The following is a 20381-nucleotide window of genomic DNA, read 5'->3' as shown; positions in this document are numbered from 1 at the left end:
TTATGATTGAATGTATAAATATCGCTTTTTCATTCATATCGATTCAAAGTCAATGAAAACAACATGAAACCCACTAAAAAATAACAAAACATCCCTCTCATTTCTATTTTCTTTTTAAGTTGCTTCCTAGTCAGCCATTTTACTTACACCTAAAATAGCCTCTCTTTAGATAGGGATAGGTTATAAACGCATGAAATTAAGCACAAAACGAATGACTTTGATACTCAATGTTAGCACAATCAAAGATGATTCTTTTATTCAGTACCTACTCTCTAGCAAGTGCTACGACAAAGAAACGGGTTTTTTCAAAGTCGCTTGTGATGTGCCTGTAACACCTAGCCAACTATACGCAAACCTTGATGAATCTCTCGAATATCTACTACCATTAGCGTTAAAAGAGCACAGCTTTGCCATAGTGAACAGCAAAGAAACTCGCCACTTATCGAAGAACGACATTCTTCATTGTTCTTCTGCATTAGAACTGGGTGAAAATATTGTTGCTGTTTTGCAATCCATTCCAGACGCTTTAGATGAATCAATGCTATTTGAGCATCTCAATATCGATACATCACACTCTCATCATCAAGCACTATTTTGGCAACAATCTCTTGGCGCTTTACCAAATGAATCAAAAGGAAAATACGTCATCGATTTATTTGGTCTACCTCTGTATAAACAATCGAAAATCGCTTCGCGTTTTAATAGCCAATCATGGGCTGAAGCAAGTTGCCAAATTTTAACGCAACGTAAAGAAACGCAACTTTGTTATTCTGTATCTCGTTTAGTTAACGAGCAAACTCAATATTTGGCCTTTGACATCGATGCAGATCAAAAGTTAACCAACCTACAATGGAAGCAAAATTTGAACGATGCATTTCTATTTGCGCAAGTTCCTTATTCTCAAGTTCAAGAAATCACCTCCGCTTATAATGATGCCGCACAAATTAACCGCGTCCTTCGTGATTACTGCGATAATACTACTCAATTAGCTGCGCTGGAGAACATGCTGCCATTTCTTCAATCAATGGACAGCAGCGTCACTTTAGACTGGGTTACATTGAAAGATTAAACACTTTAATTTCAACGCTTTTTATCACTATAAATACACAATGGATTTTGAACATAAGATGTTACAACTTAACCATCGTGGTCATTCTATAATTAAGTAGAATACAACTAATATATTTATTAAGTGCCTCTTGAAAAAGGGAACTTTTGACACAATTTATGTACTTAGTAAAAAGAACTTAAGTCATCTTATGTATCCTTAAGTAAAGTGTTATTAACGAGGGAAACTATGAATAGTCCACTAACATCACGCTCAGCAAGAAGCGAAAGCGTTGTACAAACAAACCGAGTGTTACGCAACACTTACTTTTTATTGTCTATGACTTTACTTTGGTCTGCGGTGGTTGCCGGAGTATCAATGGCATTAAACTTGCCTCGTCCGGGCATTATTCTGATGCTAGTTGGTTTCTATGGTTTGCTTTACTTAACTGAGAAAAACCGTAACTCTAGTTTAGGTCTGGTTTTTGCTTTCTTATTTACCGGTTTCTTAGGCTACAGCTTAGGTCCGATTTTAAGCATGTATGTCGCAGAAGGTATGGGTGATGTAATCGTCACAGCTCTTGGTGGTACGGCGCTATCATTCATGGCTGCATCAGCTTACGCACTAACGACCAAGCGTGACTTATCTGTGCTAAACGGTGTCATGATGGCTGGTGCAATTGTACTAATTGTTGGTATGGTTGCTAGCTTCTTCATCCAAATCCCGATGTTCCATTTAGCATTAAGCGGTATGTTTATCTTGTTCTCAACGGGCGCTATTTTGTTAACAACACAAAATATCATTCGCGGCGGTGAGACAAACTACATCTCTGCAACGATTACGCTTTACGTTTCTATCTATAATATCTTTATTAGCTTGTTAAGCATCTTAGGCATTACAAGCCGTGATTAACTGAATAAAGTCATTCAAATACCAAGCCCGAATTTATTTCGGGCTTTTTTGTGTTTGATCGTTCTAAAGACTAAGCTCATCTAAATATTTATTATTGATTGAATATTCAGCTAACAGTTAGTTTGTACTTGGCGAGGTATTTTGAATCATATATTCTTACCTTTCTTCATCTAGGGATACGCTGTATCACTGACCACAGGATCGAATATGTACCAATACCAAGGCAATAACATTGAAACCGATGCAGAAGGTTACTTATTAGATCACTCTCAATGGAGTGAAGAATTAGTCCCGCTCATTGCTGAATATGAAGGTATTGAACTCACGGAATCACATTGGGAAGTTATCCTATTTGTGCGTAAATTTTATCTTGAATTTAACACATCCCCTGCCGTTCGCATGTTGGTTAAAGCTATGGCAAAAGAACATGGACCTGAAAAAGGCAATAGTAAATATTTGTTTACTCTGTTTCGTAAAGGCCCTGCAAAACAGGCAACAAAACTTGCTGGACTCCCGAAGCCAGCTAAATGTTTATAATAAAGCGTGCTTATAATAAGTTTATTACTCCGTATCTCATCCCTGCTTACTCCTGCATTTAGCGATCAGGGTCATAAAATTAAGAACTCATCGTTCCTATGCATATCTGTAGGTAGCTCAATAACGGATGTAACATAAGCGGTTCTTGGCCCTATTTTCAGCCAAAGATAAAAATCTTCCACTTTATCAGCTTGACCACACACCAATACTTCCACATCTCCATTATTCAAATTTTTTGCGTACCCAGTTACGCCTGAGCTTAATCCATGATGGGCCGTTTGATATCTAAACCCAACACCTTGAACAGTACCTGAAATAATAAATAAACGGCTGACGACTGACATTGCTGCTTCCTATAATTTTCTTTTATTAAATGACTAAACTTACAATAATTTTAGCAATATTGACGGTTAAGTTTGCTTTCCCATGCACATTCCATGAAAATAGACGCTCATTTCTTTTCAGGCTATTCAAACACTATGTCATCAGCTATATATCTTGTAAAAGGTAGAGAAAAGTCTCTACTGCGTCGTCATCCTTGGATTTTTTCTCGTGGTATTCAAAAAGTAGAAGGTAATCCTGAGCTTGGTGATACAGTGGATGTCTTCTCAAACCAAGGTCAATGGTTGGCAAAAGCGGCATATTCACCTCAATCTCAAATTAGAGCGCGAGTATGGAGTTTTGAAAAAGAAGAGATCAATACCGAGTTCTTTATCAAGCGTTTAGAAGAAGCTCAAGCAATGCGCGAATCGATCATTGTACGAGGTGGGTTATCTGGCTATCGTTTGATTGCGGGTGAGTCTGATGGTTTGCCCGGTATCACTATCGACCGTTATCAAGATTTCCTCGTTTGCCAGCTTCTTAGCGCGGGGGCAGAAGCACAACGAGAATCATTACTTAATGCGTTAAAGCACGTCTACCCAACTTGCTCTATCTATGAACGCTCAGATGTTTCGGTTCGTAAGAAAGAAGGCTTAAAAGAGCGCCAAGGTGTATTACATGGTGATACTCCACCTGACGTCGTCGTTATTGAAGAAAACGGTATCAAAATTCAAGTTGATATTAAGTCTGGTCACAAGACAGGTTTTTATCTTGATCAACGTGATAGCCGTGAATTATCAATGAAGTATGTTAATGGCAAAACCGTGTTAAATTGCTTCTCATATACAGGTGGTTTTGGTCTTTATGCGCTTAAGGGTGGTGCTTCACAAGTTATCAATGCGGACGTATCCCAACCAGCATTAGATAATGCTAAAGCCAATGCTGAGCTTAATGGTTTTGATTTAAGTAAAGCCGAATTCTTAAATGCCGATGTCTTCAAACTGTTGCGCGAATACCGAGAAAAGGGTGTTAAGTTTGACGTTGTTATCATGGATCCACCAAAATTTGCGGAATCCAAAGCTCAACTTAACGGTGCGTGCCGAGGTTATAAAGACATCAACATGCTTGCCATGCAAATTTTAAACCCAGGCGGCACCCTACTCACCTACTCTTGCTCAGGCTTAATGGAGCAAAATTTGTTCCAAAAAATCTTAGCCGATGCAGCATTAGATGCTGGGCGACGTATGCAATTTATCGAACGTTTCAGTCAAGCTGCCGATCATCCAGTAGATAGCGCTTACCCTGAAGGTTTTTATCTCAAAGGGTTTGCCTGTCAGGTGAACTAACAACTATCTTAATTGGTATAAACTTCACCCAATTAAATTGAAATCAAAACATTTAAAATTTAGAGAGCAAAATATGTCAAATTTAACCGCAGATATTCAAGCAAACCTTGATCTTTTCGTACAAGAAACCAAGGAATCTAAATTGGTTTGGGGTCTTAGAAATGAAGATGGTTGGCTTGCGTGTGACTCTTCAGAATTTGAAGATAGCGAAGTGATGCCTTTCTGGTCTTCACAAGAAGAAGCGCAAAAGCACAATGTGGAAGAATGGGAAGATTTCAAAGTATTAGAAATCCCATTAGATATTTTTGTTGAAGACTGGTTAATTACACTAGCAGAAGATGGCGTTTTGATTGGTACTAACTGGAATGAACAGTTAGAAGGTAAAGAAGTTGAACCAAGCGATTTAGCAAAACTGTACCTTTAAGCCTTAATAATTAATATTTAAACGAAAAATAAAACCCTGCCAGAAATGACAGGGTTTTATTTTTACGAGTCTCTTGACGATTTACCTAGCTAACTTGTTGCTTTTGCTTTAACTCATTCATAATTACTTCACGATTATTCAAGTAATCCATCAACCCGTCGCGACGTAAATCACAAGATGGGCAATCACCACAGCCATCACCAATGATACCGTTGTAACAGGTTAAAGTGTCGTTTCTTATAAGTTCTAAAGCATCATGTTGATCGGCTAGTGCCCACGTTTCTGCTTTATTTAGCCACATTAATGGCGTCTCAATTTTAAATTGTCTATCCATGCCTAAAACAAGAGCATTATTAATCGCTTTTACAAATTGATCACGACAATCTGGGTAACCAGAAAAGTCCGTTTCACACACCCCAGTGATCACGCTATCTGCGCCAATTTGATAAGCGTAGATACCCGCTAGTGTTAAAAATAGAATATTGCGCCCAGGGACAAAAGAATTGGGTAGGCCATTTTCTTGCAACTCATGTGAAACAGGAATGTCATCACGGGTTAGCGAACTAATTGCTAATTCATTCAATAAACCGACATCCATCACTTTATGAGCGCTGACACCCAGTTGGCGACATAACTTTTCTGCAATTTCAATTTCAAGCTTATGCCTTTGACCATAGTCAAAAGTTATAGTGTGTACTTCATCGTATTGCTTCAAAGCTTGTACTAAGCACGTCGTGGAGTCTTGACCTCCACTGAAAACGACTACGGCTTTAGATGTCATGCTTTTTCCTTTTTCAATTCATAGATTGGTTTTACTCGCCCAATGGTAATTGCAATAAATGTCATCACAAACCATGCCGCACATTGTATAAAGTAGCTCGCTGTTGGGCTATATGTACTAATGGATAGTATATGTTGATAGAGATAAGAGATTAACAGTATCAAAACCCATGTAACGATCAGCTTAATATACAAATTCCCCCACGCCTCTATTTTTTCTCGCTTGATACACGTCACTGACAGTAAAAATGCTAAAGCAACCGCTGATATCAACCCTAAATACAGTGAATGTGTAAACCAAGAAAATGAAACTAACATAATAAAGCACACCCACCAAAAAGCTTGATGAGAAATGATAGTCAACGTCCTAGAGTTTCCATGGGATTCAATGCGAATAAAATTCCATACAATGAACATTCCTAGTACATAACCAAATAAAACATCAGAACTGAAATGCAGCCCTAACACAACACTCGCAACGCCTTGCGCTAGAATAATCAGCACTAACAAGGGGAAGTATTTATGCATTTCAAACTTTTCATAAGTTTGAATCAAGTGATGGTAAACATAACTCACCCATACTACGGTTGCAGTAGCACGTAAACTAGGAACCCCGAAACCGGGTAAAGCAGCTAATTGTAAACTAGGATCATAGGCATAAGGTCTAGGGTATTTGAAGCCAAGTTGAATTAATATCACAACAATGAAAGTCATCAAAACTAGAAAGCTGATACGGATAATGAACTCATGACCAAAAAAATAATAAAGTATTGGGAACAAAAGCAATAACGTATAAAAACTTGAAATAGCATTTAAACCACGCATGACATTTACAAAAAGATGATTTGACAGTGTCGGTAATGACGCAACCCAGCTTTGTAACATCTGAATAGCGGGTAATTCAAATTGATGATAAATAGGCGCAGCATTTGCGGCATTTTTAATATAATGGACGGGTGAGTTTTCTACGTTTTTGTCCAACACTTGAGCTTTCCACTGCTTTGGGTAGCGATATTCTTTAGCCGCAACGAAGTGAGGATCAGCCAAATAGACTTGATTAATTTCCAAGCCATAAGTAGGAGCATACCAAGCGGGTAAAACATGGTAGCCTTCTTTAGTTTGTGCACTGAAAGCAACGATACCTGAATCAGGCACACAATGATAAATCACAGCGGTTTCTGTGCGAGTCAGCTCCTCTAATACCGTCACTATGATCCCAGTTTCTTCCCATGTCTCACGTTTAGCCGCCTGCTGAGGAGACTCACCCACTTCAATCGAACCGCCCGGTAAAGACAGACGTTTAGTCAATAATTCATCGACTAACACTACCTGATCATTCGCTTGGATATAACACAATGATCCTTTGATGCTCGGATCGAGTTTATCGGCTTCAGTGGACTCTGCGGACACAAAAGACGAAAACAGTGTCGATAGCAAAGGAAAGAACACCACAATTAGTAATTTCAAAGTCTCACCAATCTCTTTCTAAATAAATTAAATTAACGATTTTCTTAACCAATGAATATGGTGGGTAAAGCCCATTTCACGATAAAACGATTGTGCTACACCATTAAATTCCCATACTTCAACAAACACTTGCTGAACGCCATAATCAAAAAATACAGCTTCAATGTGTTGGCATAAGGACTTAGCAACCCCACGTTGACGATAGTTTTCAACAACAAAGAACTCATCAATACTTCCCATAGGAAGGGGCTTGCTCACAGATGATGTTAATTCGCAAAAATGACCAGAAATGAACCCCACAATATTGCTGTTATGATCAACCAAGGAATCCGTAGCAACATAAACTAAACATTCAGGATCCTCTAAGTATCGAGCGATGCTTTTCTCTTGTTCAATATCTTTAGCCGTTTTAAAAAACTCGGGGATAGCTTGGTGGTGGTGCTCATGCAGCTGAAACATCAACTCATCTAACTGAACCAAATCATGAGCATTTGCCGCTCTAATATTAATGTCGATCATTAGTCCCCAAATCTATTTAATAATATTGCTTAGCACTTTTTTATGATAGAGCCTCGAATTCTACGATATTGCCGCCTTATTGTATTTATTAATCTTAGGAATATTCCTAACTTAATCGAATTCTTTAGTAAAAAAATGGATCACACATGGTGCACAGTCAAATTTACCTCATTGAACGCTAAATCTATGCCCTCTTCTACTTAATTAAAACAAAGAAGCAAGGCAAGGAGCTAAGTAAAGCTAACAACTTAACGTTACTTGTGTGTGTATCTAACTATTGAACATTTCTATTTTTAGTTAAGCTTATTTTTTATTAAACTGATCAACCAACCTAATGAGAGATCTTAACGTGCTTGATTACGCTTTATTATCCGCCTTTATACCGACATTTTTCTTTGTCTCCATCACGCCAGGTATGTGCATGACCTTAGCCTTAACGCTTGGTATGAGCATTGGAATCAAAAAAACATTATGGATGATGGCTGGCGAACTGGTCGGGGTTGCATTAGTTGCGACATCTGCGGTAATCGGCGTTGCGGCAATCATGTTGAATTACCCAGGGTTATTTGTTGCATTAAAATGGATAGGCGGAGCTTACTTGATGTGGATCGGCATTAACATGTGGCGCAACAAAGGAAAGATGTCATTAAATTTAGATGCAGCTGATCAGCCGACTGAACGCTGGCAATTAGTCAGTCAAGGATTCATCACTGCAATAGCAAATCCTAAAGGTTGGGCATTTATGATTTCTCTACTGCCACCTTTTATTAATGTGGATAAATCTGTTCCGCATCAAATGGTAGTGTTAATAGGCATTATTCTTTCTACAGAGTTTATCGCGATGATGGCATATGCGACTGGCGGTAAAAGCTTAAGAATTTTTTTAAGTAAAGGCGATAATGTGCGATTTCTGAATCGTATCGCTGGCACGCTAATGATTGGTGTTGGGATTTGGTTAGTGCTGACTTGATTAAACATAATCACTCCCATGTAACTAAGTGACGTTAAAAGCAGTATTCATTTACTGCTTTTATCGATAATCACTCAAACAATTTCAATTTCGCTCAAAAACACAACCCCTTATAACAAAACGTCATACGTCATATCTTAATTGGCTTTGTAATATCTTATATCCCTTGTAAATTCACTCATTGCTTTATTGATAATAAAAACAGTTATCTCATTGAGATTTAACGCCCCCTCTTTTTTAAAAACATTTTAAGGATATCAATATGTCACTTGCTGTTATCGCTAATTTAGCGGTATTTGTGTGCATTCTTTTCTTTCTTTTTACTCAACAAAGAAAATCCAGCACCTTGTCACGTCTCGTTCTTCTAGGTTTAGTGTTTGGTAGTGCTTATGGCCTGCTAATTCATGTTATTTATGGCGAAGGAAACCCTCTGATCAAACAAACTCTTGAATGGGTTAATGTTGTCGGTAGCGGTTATGTTGGTCTCCTAAAAATGGTGATCATGCCTCTTGTCTTAATATCAATGATATCTGCAGTCGTTAAATTAGACAGTTCAGGTTCACTAGGAAAAATTAGTGGATTAACCATTGGTGTACTTTTATTCACTACGATGATTTCGGCATTAATTGGTATTGCCGTCACTCAAGTATTTGGCTTATCAGCGGCAGGTTTGTCTGAAGGTGTTCGTGAAACGGCACGTATGGCAGTTCTAGAAACTCGTATTGGAAGCGTTGCCGACTTAACTATTCCGCAAATGTTGGTGAGTTTTATCCCAACCAACCCATTTGCCGACTTAACCGGTGCTCGCTCAACGTCTATCATTGCCGTCGTTATCTTCGGGATTTTAGTCGGAATTGCTGCTCGCCATGTAATGAAAGAAAAACAAGAGCTTGAATCTCCTATTCGTACTTTCGTCGATGCAGTTCAATCGATTGTGATGCGTCTTGTGCGTATGATTATTGCATTAACGCCTTACGGTATTGCAGCATTAATGGCTAAAGTAGTGGCTACTTCAAGCTTGAATGACATCTTAAGTTTGATTGGCTTTATTGTTGCTTCGTATTTTGCCATCTTCTTAATGTTCTTAGTTCATGGCTTGTTAGTATCACTGGTTGGTGTAAGCCCAGCTGAATACTTTAAGCGCATTTGGCCAGTGCTAACATTTGCATTTACTTCTCGTAGTTCTGCAGCAACTATCCCATTAAATGTTGAAGCTCAAATTACCAAGTTAAAAGTGCCACCAGCCATCGCAAACTTAGCCGCGACGTTTGGAGCAACAATTGGTCAAAATGGTTGTGCTGGTATTTACCCTGCAATGCTTGCTGTTATGGTGGCACCAACCGTTGGTATAAACCCAATGGATGTAAACTTTATCCTTTCATTGGTAGCAATCATTACCATCAGTTCATTTGGTATTGCAGGCGTTGGTGGTGGTGCGACATTTGCTGCATTAATCGTACTTCCAGCAATGGGTTTACCTGTCACAATTGCCGCGTTATTGATCTCGATTGAACCTCTTATCGATATGGCTCGTACAGCACTTAACGTTAGTGGTTCTATGACGGCAGGTACCATTACTTCACGTTTATTAGGCGATAAAAAAGAAATCAAAAAAGAATTCGATAACGTCACTGCATAGCGGTTACTTATTACTCATAATAAAAATGCTCGCTAATTAAAAGCGAGCATTTTTTATTTCTAAAGTGAGGTAATTAAACTGACGTACTATAAAATAGCGAGGGCTAATTTGGCCAAATTATAAGCATCAACATAACCAGAATGTTGCCGACCTTCCCACTCAATATTGAGCTGTTCTTGGGCTGCTTTATGCCCGATTCGCTTATCTTTAAGGCGATACTTCATTCGATAGAGCGTGGCCAAATTTAAGAACTCTTTAAATGGAAACTCCAAGCCTTTATCTAAACATTCTTGGCGAAGAATTTCATCGTCTCGTCCCCAAGAGGCATATATTTTATTAGGGCCGCCAAAATTCTTAATCATGGATTTCATCACTTGATCCAATGGGCGGCCTTGTTTTTGAACTTTCTTAGGCGTAATACCCGTCAATTCAAAACAAAAACCAGAGATTTCATCTTTTTCAGGCTTTACATAGTATTGAGCACGTTTAACGATTTCACCTTGGCTAAGATCAACTTCGGCTAGACCCACTTCAATGATCTCACCCGTTGTTCCAACCCCATCATTATTCCAGCAGCACATTTCCAAATCGAAACATACGACTCTGTTATAATTCATCGTTCAAACTCAATCTTTGTAAAAAGAAAACGATTCTAGCGGAGAATGGATTCATACTCACCCTAAAATCCATATTCTTCATCCAACTGCTAAAATTATCATCGCTTAAAGATAGTCGCAGTGTTTCTCCCACTCTCTTTACTCTCATATAAAGCAAGATCGACATTATGTTGTAACTCTTCCGATGATTCACCTTGCCAAATACTCGCACCAATACTAATGGTGCAACGAATGACTTTACCATTCATTTTATATTGAGAATCGGCAACAGCTTGGCGAATACCCTCGATGTAATGGTTTAATTCTGTTTGCTCTGCAACATTAGTGAAAATACAAAATTCATCGCCACCAATTCGGGTAAACATATCCCCTTCTTTTAAACGCTGAGAAACCAAATAAGACACATGCTGTAAAATCGAATCGCCAGCAGGATGGCCGTATTGGTCATTAATAAATTTGAATTTATCAATATCAAAAGACACAAGACTAAAAGCATTTTTTGAATTCAGTAATTGGCTCAACCGATCGTTAAACGCTCTACGGTTATGTAAACCAGTTAATGTATCGTGTTCAACTAAAAATCTAAGTTCGCTAGTGCGCTCCTCTAGCATTCGTCCTAGCCGTATTTTTTCCCGGGTTAATAAGCTCACAATAAAAGTTAATAACAAGGAAATAATTGCGCCAGCCCCAGCCATACTAAATAACGTCCATTGATTGTTTTTATTTATTGCCACTTTTGTCTTAAATTGAATGATCCAGTTACGGTTTGAAAGGTGTGCAACTTTTTCAATAATATCACCTTGATTACTCTCCCAATCTGTACTTTCAAATAGAATGGGATCATCTTCTGCGTCGAAGCCCGTATCTACGATTTTTATCGACAAACTATTTTCTGTATTGATTTCGCTGACCAATTTCTCAAAGTAAATACTCAAACGAACAACACCAATCATAACGCCAAGAAGATGGTCTTCGTGTTGTGAAAAAACAGGGGTATACACCAACATGCCATCTTTGGGCGTTTTTCTATCTAAGCTATCTTGTAACAGGCGAACTTTATCCGATAAATTAGGTTCGCCATGGGTAACCAAATGTTCAATAATTCTATCAAAACGCTCCCGTGAGGAATAAAAACCAAGAATATTAATATTGGTTTGAGATCGAGGGAAAATATCTGTGGCAACATAGATGGGTTTATTTTCCTTCAAAATATAACCTTCCACTTTAGGCTCGCCTTTAGGAACGGTATAAATTTGATAATTAGGAAACGTTTTTCGGGTTTGTTGTATGTGATTGGGTATATCTTTTACGGCGACTTTTTCCATCCATTGCAAACCTACCAAGCTATCAGAGCTAGATAATAGTTTTTTTGAAAATGTATTGAATTGATACCAATCACTTGGGTTAGTTGAATAATAAAAGTTTGCACCAGCACCAATGTCTTGCAAATCACGCTGAACCAACTCGATTAGTCGGTCAGTATGCTTATTGGCTAAATTATTTAGCTGAGTAAGGGCTAAAGATTTTTGGCTTTTATACACAAACCCAACACTTAATGTCGTCACACTAAGGGCTAAAATCAATGTGAGTATCGCAATGAGGTGTTTATTCATTGCATACCATATAACTTTCATCCACAAGGTTTCCTTTCATTGTCATTGCGCTGTATATATTACCATCAGACTTAACTAACCTTACACAATTCATATTTTCTTTATCGTATGCATAAATGGTCATTTGTTAAACATAAGCACGGCTCAACAACGGATTTTTAAATAGTTCTTGTCAAGCTTATGATAAAATAACGCAATATTTACTTAATTTATTCTTGTGTTATTCATTTTTGCCCAAACATGTGACAAGTGAATACCTTTTTTTGTATAGAGAAACCATTATGACTTTTGATCTAACCGCATTTCCTACTAGCTTCGATATATTGCACATCATTCTTGCTGTAACCACGGTACTCTTTTTATTATTGTCGATGAGAACGAAAACTGTTGAGAAGATCATCGAAAAACCAGTAGAAAAAATTGTCGAGGTTGAAAAGCCGGTTGAAAAAATCATTGAAGTCGAAAAAGTGGTTGAAGTGGAAAAAATCGTTGAGAAGATTGTTGAGGTTGAATCAAAACTAAAAACCTCGCCAACAGACTCCGCGCTTCAATTGATGTCTATTTTCCAACAAGAAGCACGCTTAATTGATTTCTTATCAGAAGATTTAACTGGCTTTAGTGATGAAGAAGTGGGCGCTGCCGCACGCGTCATTCACATTGGTGGACAAAAAGTATTAGCGGATCATTTCACGCTTTCCAATATTCGCACCGAAGACGAAGAAACACGCATTAGTGTACCAGAAGGCTTTAACGCACAAGAAGTTCGCTTAACCGGCAATGTTTCAGGGCAAGCACCATTTACTGGGACCCTAATTCATAAAGGTTGGAAAGCCGATAGCGTCACACTTCCAAAGCTGTCTGAAAACTACGATGCGTCTATTCTTGCACCAGCAGAGGTAGAGCTGTAATGGATTCAAGTCAATTTTTTATTGGTATCGATTTAGGTACCACGCATTGCGTTCTGTCTTACTGCCCTATTGTTGATAGCGCAGTTGTTGGTGGCGCAGAAGGTAACGCTACCCCCAAGGTCAATGTATTCCCGATCTCGCAATTGGTAGCACAAGGACAAGTTCAATCGTTGAATCAACTGCCTTCGTTTTTGTATCAAGCACATGACAGTGAGATTGCCGCTGATCACATGACACTTCCTTGGTCACAGCATTCTCAGTCTCAAAGTCAGGCAAAAACATTGGTCGGCAGTATTGCACGCAACATGGGCAATAAAACCCCAATGCGCTTGATTGCCAGTGCTAAGAGTTGGTTATGTCACGGCGGCGTTGATCGTCGTAGTGCTTTTTTGCCACAAGGCAGCGATGATGAAGTGCAAAAAGTATCACCATTGAAAGCAACACAGCTATACCTAGAACATTTAATGGCCGCTTGGGATCATCAACATCAAGATGCACCGTTACGTGACCAGCAAGTGACCATTACCATTCCTGCATCCTTCGATCCTGCGGCAAAAGAACTCACCGCAGAAGCCGCTCGTAACGCAGGATTTAAACACGTCACCCTACTTGAAGAGCCACAAGCCGCAATGTATAGCTGGATTGATAGCAACAGCGATGCTTGGCGTGAACAAGTCGAACTGGGCGATTTAGTGCTAGTAGTCGATATTGGTGGCGGCACCACCGATTTATCTTTGGTGTCGGTGACCGAACAAGAAGGTAACTTATCACTTGAACGTATTGCGGTCGGTGAACACATTCTACTCGGTGGCGATAACATGGATCTCGCCCTTGCCTATCGCTTGAAGATGAATCTTGCCCAGCAAGGAAAACAACTTCAACCTTGGCAAGTACAGGCCATGGCGCACCTATGTCGTGATGCCAAAGAAGCGCTGCTCAACGATAAAACGTTAACATCTGTGCCGATTGTGGTGCCAAGTCGTGGTTCAAAACTACTCGGTAGCACGCTAAAAACAGAATTAACCCAGCAGGATGTAGAGCAAACTTTGTTAGAAGGCTTCTTCCCTAAAGTCGCCGTAACCGATCACCCTGTTCAATCTGCACGTAGCGCATTAACCCAACTCGGCCTGCCTTACGCACAAGATGCTGGTATTACGCGCCATATTGCCGCGTTCTTATCTCGTCAAAACCAAGATGAGAACGCGGGTTTTGTTAAACCGAGCAAAGTATTATTCAATGGTGGCGTATTAAAATCATCATTAATTTCAGAGCGTTTACTCAGCATCATTAATGCTTGGTTAACCGAGAATCACAGTGCGCCAACCACAGCCTTAACTGGTGTGGATCTTGATCTTGCGGTTTCGCGTGGTGCCAGTTATTACGGCTATGTCCGACATAATATGGAAAGCGGAAACAGCGGCGTTCGTATTCGTGGTGGTATCGCCAGCAGCTATTATGTTGGGATTGAAAGTGCCATGCCCGCCATTCCAGGTATGGCACCGCCAATGGAAGCGATTTGTGTTGCGCCATTTGGACTAGAAGAAGGCAGCCATGTTGAGCTTTCTAATCAAGATTTTGGTCTTGTGATTGGTCAGCCGGTGCAATTTCAATTCTACGGTTCAACCACTCGTCGTGATGATGAACTCGGCACACACCTTGATTTTTGGATGCCAGAAGAGTTAGAAGAATTACCTGAAATTCATGTAACTCTCGATGCGAGCAACGGCCGCAATGTCGGTGAAGTCGTGGTGGTCAATCTTGCCGCGACCATTACAGAAATTGGCACGTTAGAACTCGAAGCGGTGGCTAAAGACAACGGTCAAAAATGGCATGTTGAGTTCAGTGTTCGTCAGTAATTCGAACGTCACTAATAATTCAATACAGCATTATTAGTGACATTGTCACACCGAGGCGCACTACTAAGGCACTGATTTCTTAATCTTTTATATAGAAGAAGAATACAGTGCCTTTATTTTAGCTGGTTATACCCGCTTTGTTTCACACTATTTTCTTTCGGTTCAAATTAAGGAAAAACGCATGTCTTCACAAACCAAATCCAATGCTCGTTATTTAGTTGGTATCGATCTCGGCACCACCAATAGCGTGCTAGCGTATTGTGAAAGGCAAGATGACTTAACTCAAAGCCAAGTCCATATCTTTGAGATTGACCAACTGATTGGCCCCGGTGAAGTTGTACGTAAACCCTTATTACCCTCTTTTCGTTTTCATCCTGCCAACGGACAATTTCAAAGCGTAGACATGACTCTACCTTGGGATAGACAACCCATAGAAGGCGAATTAGACCAAGTGATCATTGGTGAATGGGCACGCGAACTAGGCGCTCAAATTGAAGGCAGACAAGTTTCGAGTGCCAAAAGTTGGTTATCCCATGATGGTGTCGACCGTGAATCGGATATTTTACCTTGGTCGGCAGCTGATAATGTCGATAAAGTCTCCCCTTTGCTGGCCAGTGCCAGTTACTTAAATCACATGCGTCAAAGTTGGGATCACCACAACCCAAGCCATAAACTGGCCGATCAAGAAGTGGTGGTCACCATTCCGGCTTCATTTGATGAAACCGCACGTAACCTCACTTTAAAAGCGGCGCAACTGGCCGGTTTATTGCACATTCATTTATTAGAAGAACCACAAGCGGTCTGTTACGACTGGTACAGCCGTCATCTCGATTCAGCGTCACTGCAACTGCAAGATATTCCCTCTATTTTAGTATGCGATGTGGGCGGTGGTACGACCGATCTCAGCTTAATTGAAGCTGAACATCAACAAGACAACTTATCGCTCAATCGCATTGGGGTTGGCGATCATTTAATGCTTGGTGGTGATAACATCGATCTGGCGTTAGCGCATTTGGCCGAGCAACGTCTAAGCCAAAACAAAAAGCTCAATGCGGCTTCGTTAATGAAGCTCATTCAACAAACCCGCAAAGTAAAAGAAGATTTGCTGCGCCCAGATGCGCCAGAACAAGCAAAAATATCGATTCTCGGCAGCGGTTCACGCTTAATTGGTGGCACCAAAAGTGCGCCGATCAGCAAACAAGAAATTCATAACATTGTATTAGATGGCTTCTTCCCATTAACCGATAAACAAGAAATGCCATTGCAACGCCGCACTGCGATGGTCGAATTTGGTTTGCCTTATGCCGCCGATGCTGCGATCAGTCGTCATGTCGCTGAATTCATTCAAAACCATGCTCCCGATGCCCAACCCCCCAGCGCTTTATTATTAAATGGTGGCGTATTTAATAGTGAATTGGTTGAAAGCCGTATGGTCGAGCTATTAAGCCAGTGGCATGGTTCGCCTATTACCTTGCTGGATAACCCTAACCCAGATTTATCGGTCGCTTTTGGCGCAGTCGCTTATGCCAAAGCGCGTCATGGCGCACAGCTTAAAATCGGTGGTGGCTCTGCGCGTTCTTACTTCTTACATCTAAAGCAAAAAAATGCTTCTGCTTCCAAAGCTTTGTGCGTACTGGCAAAAGGCACTGAAGCTGGGCAAGAAATTCGTTTAAACGGTCGTCAGTTTTTACTCACCCTTGGCGAACCAATCCAGATTGATTTATTAACCTCCACTCAAGAAGCCTTTATCGATGCCAGTGGCGCATTAACGCCTGCGCAAAATAGTTTATTGCTCAATGTACAAAGTAACCTTGAACGCGCCGCCTTTAAACCCTTACCACCTTACATTGCCACATTAGAAGGCAGCCAAGCTCGTGAAGCGCTACAAGCCAACCAAAAAGATCGCGTTGAAGTGATGCTGGCTTGCCAGCTAACCGAAGTTGGCACCCTCAAAATTGAATGTGTCAGCACCCAAGACGACAGCAAACGTTGGTTACTTGAATTTGATACGCGTAAGCACGAAGAATTTGAACAAGCGCAAGCACACCCTCGTTTAGAGCAAGCTAAAGAGTTCATCACCGCCGCCTATTCTGCCAATAAAAAAGCTGACAACGACAAACAAATTAAAACCTTAAGTAAGGATTTAGAAAAGCAATTAGGCAAACGCGAGCAATGGGATTTCCCAACCTTACGCCAATTGTTTGATACCTTCTCATTAGGTAAAAAACGCCGTCGTCGCTCAAGCGATCATGAAAAACAATGGCTACGTTTGGCAGGCTTTGCGCTGCGCCCCGGCTTTGGTGACCCAACCGATGAATGGCGTATTGAACAAACTTGGGCGTTATACCAACAAGGCATTCAGTTTCCGTCACATCAAACTTGGTCGGATTGGTGGATCTTCTGGCGTCGTATTGCCGGTGGTTTAAACCAAGAACAACAAGAAACTATCTTGGCCGATATTGCAAAATACCTACACCCCGGCGCACACCGCAGCAAAGGCACAGGTAAAGAAGCCAGTGAACATGGTTATGAAGCCATGGTGCGTTTATCTGCCTCACTTGAGCATTTAGACAGTGAAGATAAAGTTTTATTATCCAACTGGTTTTTAAACCGCGCGCAAAAAAGTGCCGAACACGTTCAAGCCCATTGGTGGGCACTCGGCCGCCTCGCCTCACGCAGCCAATTATATGGCAGCCAGCACAACATCGTCCCTGCTGCGCAAGTAAACCAATGGCTATTAAAAATGCTGGAATTGGATTGGAAACAAGAATCCATGATTGGCTTTGCCGCCGTGATGATGAGCCGTAAAACCGGCGATCGCAGCATAGATATTTCAGAAGATATTCGCGCAAAAGTGATCGAAAAACTCACCACCAGCCGCGCAACACCAACTTGGATTGAATTAGTAAGTGAAGTAAAAGAACTCAGCGAAGATGAATCCAAGAAAGTGTTTGGCGATTCAATTCCGTCTGGGTTGCAGATGGTGGGTTAGTTTAAGCGTCATGTTAATTATGACGCTTGATTAGTGTTTTTTGTGGGGGTGAATTGTTTTTGGACAAAAATGAGTTAGGGCAACCTAGCCACATTGCAATTGCATAGTGAATTTAATTACTTAGTTTGAGGTGACATCATCACCTCACAAAGTAACTGCTTTACACTGGATATTAAAAATTCATCTTGATAAAAGCCTGCGGCCACAGACAGTCCAACAGGTGCGTTATCTATATTTGCTATTGGTATCGATATTTCAGGCAAACGACCAATACCAGAAAATGAAGTGATTGACATTGTTCGGTCATAAAAATCTAGCGCTGTTTCCATATCCCCAAGCGAATGTTTTAACGGTGCAACCGTGGGTACTGTGGGGAACAAAACCAAATCTCCCTTTTTTAGAAACGAGGACATCCGACGAAAATATCGCTCACAAAGCCGGAGAGAATCGCTAACCGACTTGCGATCAAACTTGCGCACCGTTTCATATTTCATAGCAAAAAATGGGCTAAGTTCTGGAGATTCATGTTCAATCCAGTTACCGACAGTGTTTAAGAACTCAAAAGTTTGTAATGGTCTTAATGCATTAACATTAAGCATATCAAGTGTTGCTTCCTCGCCAAGAATGTCGCTCAGTGTAATAGAGACCACATCAGCATCAATATTAACCAATAAATTGTTAATGCTATCTTTTATAAGATCTGATACCTCAGCATCAGAGGTATTAAAGGCATCTTCAAGCAGGTAAATCGTCTCTATTTTTTGTGATACCACGCTTTCACTTTTTAATAGTGTTTGCATAACATAGCCCAATACATTTATATCATTGGCAAAAGCCCCAACCGTACTCGAGCTAGGGACGAAAGGTAAGACACCTGCCTCCGATATTCGATGCATCGTTGGTCGCATTGCGTAAACGCCACACAAACTTGCAGGCACTCGGATTGAACCTGCTGAATCGGTTCCAATGGCAAAATCAACTAAACCGCACGCAACAGCAACAGCAGAACCACTCGATGAACCTCCCGGTATTCTATCTGGCACTTTGGGGTTGATAGGCGTTCCAAAAAAGAAATTTTCGCCATCTAAACTATAAGTAAATTCATCTGATACAGTCTTCCCTAAACAGGTTGCCCCAGCGCCTAATAGCTGATCAACACACAAGGCGTTATAAATGGCAGACTTATGTTTATGTTGCCAAGATGGGCTCCCATAAGAGGTTTTATACTGAGCAATATCAATATTGTCTTTAACGGCAAATGTAAGCCCATTAAGTGACCCGTTGCTATATGGTTCTATCGTGAAGGTTTCAACAAATGCGCCAGAGGATAAAAAGTTATACATGGGAGTTCCTATCTTTATTATTGTAAGGCTGAGAAGATGATTCGCTTTATAAATTTGAGTGATTAAAATCGTAGGTCAAAACACTTTGTCTGGAATAACAATCACCCCCAATTGCTCCAAAAGCTGCTCTTGTTGCCATGAACAAATCTTCACGCCAGTTAAATCCACTTTACGAGGTTCTAACCCATTTAATTCTGAATGAGTTAGATCACACCCCTGAATTCTGCATTGTTCCCAAAAGTCATCAGAAAATGAGCCTCTACTTAAATCCGACTCTTTAAAAGATGCCCCATGCAGGCTCGCACCTACCCATCTATTTTCAAATAAATCACACTTTTCAAGGCATTGCTTATCGAAATTAGCATAAGACAAATTACAACCCGTAATGTAAGCAGAGCAAAAATACATTTTGTTAGAAACATGATTAACAAAGTTTGCCCCTTGGAAATTAGCGCCTTTTAGATCGCATTCTCTCAATTCAAGGCCAAAACAGTTTGCCCCTTGGAAATTCGACATTGAAAGCATGCAATTCATGAATGAAGTATCTCGTAGGTCTGCATAGATAAAATTACACCCTTCAAAATCATTCGGCTCAATAAAAGTACAATCAGCAAATTTAGCATCTCGCAGATTTACTCGATTAAAATTACAACCAAAAAACTTACAGTGAGTAAACTGGTGTGAGCTTAAGTCTTGGCCTGAAAAATCAATTTGATCGTACGTTTTATAGGAATAATTCAATGTTGTAACCTCTTGATTAAGTTAAATTAAGACTAACATCTATAGTTACGTTGACAAGAAAATAAACTCATTCAAAAACAAGCTCTTACGCATCGCCAAAATAGCCAAAATAAGACACCTAATGAGCTCTACAAGATTGGAGAAATTGAGTCAACCTATGCGGCAAGTAGGAAAAAAGTTTTGCGCCGGATAGAGCCGCACAGAAAAAAAGGGGGGTTAAGATGGTTATAATTTATGTAAGGTGAAGTTTACTTGACGATTTCCGTTCACACTTGGAAAGGTAAGTTGGTTTGGGGCATAAATGAGTTATCCCCTCACCGTCACCCCCGCACATGAGCCTAAGCGAAG

Annotated in this window: 18 protein-coding genes; 10 read left to right on the top strand and 8 right to left on the bottom strand. The window is 40.2% G+C overall.

What is annotated here, in order from left to right; genetic code table 11:
• Nucleotides 1-190 precede the first annotated feature (190 nt).
• From A1QC_RS09470 to A1QC_RS09460, 3 genes are all read left to right on the top strand, one after another.
• Nucleotides 191-1069, top strand: coding sequence for a hypothetical protein (locus A1QC_RS09470; RefSeq protein WP_017025678.1), 879 nt, complete (start codon nt 191-193; stop codon nt 1067-1069).
• Between the two features lie 228 nt (nt 1070-1297).
• Complete coding sequence (locus A1QC_RS09465; RefSeq protein ID WP_017025677.1) at nt 1298-1960, top strand: Bax inhibitor-1/YccA family protein; 663 nt, start codon at nt 1298-1300, stop codon at nt 1958-1960.
• Nucleotides 1961-2167: 207 nt separating this feature from the next.
• The gene (locus A1QC_RS09460) at nt 2168-2497 is read left to right on the top strand and encodes a TusE/DsrC/DsvC family sulfur relay protein (RefSeq protein WP_017025676.1); all 330 of its coding nucleotides are present in this window, start codon (nt 2168-2170) and stop codon (nt 2495-2497) included.
• 71 nt (nt 2498-2568) lie between these two features.
• Here A1QC_RS09460 and yccX read toward each other — a convergent pair whose 3' ends face one another.
• Nucleotides 2569-2841, bottom strand: a complete 273-nt coding sequence (gene yccX / locus A1QC_RS09455; RefSeq protein WP_017025675.1) for an acylphosphatase — start codon at nt 2839-2841, stop codon at nt 2569-2571.
• A 135-nt stretch (nt 2842-2976) separates the two neighbouring features.
• Here yccX and A1QC_RS09450 point away from each other — a divergent pair, with 135 nt between their 5' ends.
• Together A1QC_RS09450 and A1QC_RS09445 are read left to right on the top strand one after the other, a co-directional pair.
• Nucleotides 2977-4164 carry a class I SAM-dependent methyltransferase gene (locus A1QC_RS09450; protein ID WP_017025674.1) on the top strand — a complete coding sequence of 396 codons (1188 nt, stop codon included), beginning with the start codon at nt 2977-2979 and terminating at the stop codon, nt 4162-4164.
• 73 nt (nt 4165-4237) lie between these two features.
• A complete protein-coding gene (locus A1QC_RS09445; RefSeq protein ID WP_017025673.1) occupies nt 4238-4588 on the top strand; it encodes a DUF2750 domain-containing protein in 351 nt (116 codons plus the stop codon).
• Nucleotides 4589-4673: 85 nt separating this feature from the next.
• Here A1QC_RS09445 and queC read toward each other — a convergent pair whose 3' ends face one another.
• Genes queC through A1QC_RS09430 form a run of 3 tightly spaced genes read right to left on the bottom strand, consistent with a single transcriptional unit; the run spans nt 4674 to nt 7351 of the window.
• Complete coding sequence (queC, locus tag A1QC_RS09440; RefSeq protein ID WP_017025672.1) at nt 4674-5369, bottom strand: 7-cyano-7-deazaguanine synthase QueC; 696 nt, start codon at nt 5367-5369, stop codon at nt 4674-4676.
• The gene (locus A1QC_RS09435; RefSeq protein WP_017025671.1) at nt 5366-6835 is read right to left on the bottom strand and encodes a bifunctional NUDIX hydrolase/phosphatase PAP2 family protein; all 1470 of its coding nucleotides are present in this window, start codon (nt 6833-6835) and stop codon (nt 5366-5368) included. The genes queC and A1QC_RS09435 overlap by 4 nt, the downstream gene beginning before the upstream one ends.
• Nucleotides 6836-6862: 27 nt before the next feature.
• Nucleotides 6863-7351 carry a GNAT family N-acetyltransferase gene (locus A1QC_RS09430; RefSeq protein WP_026025893.1) on the bottom strand — a complete coding sequence of 163 codons (489 nt, stop codon included), beginning with the start codon at nt 7349-7351 and terminating at the stop codon, nt 6863-6865.
• Nucleotides 7352-7688: 337 nt separating this feature from the next.
• Between A1QC_RS09430 and A1QC_RS09425 the strand changes: the two genes are divergently transcribed.
• A complete protein-coding gene (locus A1QC_RS09425; RefSeq protein WP_198926428.1) occupies nt 7689-8324 on the top strand; it encodes a LysE family translocator in 636 nt (211 codons plus the stop codon).
• Nucleotides 8325-8586: 262 nt separating this feature from the next.
• A complete protein-coding gene (locus A1QC_RS09420; RefSeq protein ID WP_017025668.1) occupies nt 8587-9963 on the top strand; it encodes an L-cystine transporter in 1377 nt (458 codons plus the stop codon).
• 86 nt (nt 9964-10049) lie between these two features.
• Here A1QC_RS09420 and A1QC_RS09415 read toward each other — a convergent pair whose 3' ends face one another.
• Both A1QC_RS09415 and A1QC_RS09410 read right to left on the bottom strand, forming a co-directional pair.
• Nucleotides 10050-10580 carry a 3'-5' exonuclease gene (locus A1QC_RS09415; RefSeq protein ID WP_026025891.1) on the bottom strand — a complete coding sequence of 177 codons (531 nt, stop codon included), beginning with the start codon at nt 10578-10580 and terminating at the stop codon, nt 10050-10052.
• A gap of 98 nt (nt 10581-10678) precedes the next feature.
• On the bottom strand, nt 10679-12214 hold the full coding sequence (locus A1QC_RS09410; protein WP_017025666.1) for a sensor domain-containing diguanylate cyclase: 1536 nt from the start codon (nt 12212-12214) through the stop codon (nt 10679-10681).
• A gap of 260 nt (nt 12215-12474) precedes the next feature.
• Between A1QC_RS09410 and A1QC_RS09405 the strand changes: the two genes are divergently transcribed.
• From A1QC_RS09405 to A1QC_RS09395, 3 genes are all read left to right on the top strand, one after another.
• On the top strand, nt 12475-13101 hold the full coding sequence (locus tag A1QC_RS09405) for a DUF2760 domain-containing protein (protein ID WP_017025665.1): 627 nt from the start codon (nt 12475-12477) through the stop codon (nt 13099-13101).
• Nucleotides 13101-14957, top strand: a complete 1857-nt coding sequence (locus tag A1QC_RS09400) for an Hsp70 family protein (RefSeq protein ID WP_017025664.1) — start codon at nt 13101-13103, stop codon at nt 14955-14957. Before A1QC_RS09405 ends, A1QC_RS09400 begins: the two co-directional genes overlap by 1 nt.
• Before the next feature lie 181 nt (nt 14958-15138).
• Nucleotides 15139-17949: an Hsp70 family protein gene (locus A1QC_RS09395; RefSeq protein ID WP_017025663.1), complete on the top strand. Its 2811-nt coding sequence runs from the start codon at nt 15139-15141 to the stop codon at nt 17947-17949.
• A 116-nt stretch (nt 17950-18065) separates the two neighbouring features.
• On the opposite strand, the gene A1QC_RS09390 is transcribed toward A1QC_RS09395, so the two are convergent.
• The gene (locus A1QC_RS09390; protein ID WP_017025662.1) at nt 18066-19292 is read right to left on the bottom strand and encodes an amidase family protein; all 1227 of its coding nucleotides are present in this window, start codon (nt 19290-19292) and stop codon (nt 18066-18068) included.
• A 75-nt stretch (nt 19293-19367) separates the two neighbouring features.
• A complete protein-coding gene (locus A1QC_RS09385; RefSeq protein ID WP_017025661.1) occupies nt 19368-20033 on the bottom strand; it encodes a QnrC family quinolone resistance pentapeptide repeat protein in 666 nt (221 codons plus the stop codon).
• Between the last annotated feature and the right edge of the window lie 348 nt (nt 20034-20381).

It is taken from the genome of Vibrio rumoiensis 1S-45, from assembly GCF_000286955.2.
Taxonomy (GTDB): domain Bacteria; phylum Pseudomonadota; class Gammaproteobacteria; order Enterobacterales; family Vibrionaceae; genus Vibrio; species Vibrio rumoiensis_A.
This window is presented reverse-complemented; position numbering and strand designations above follow the sequence as displayed.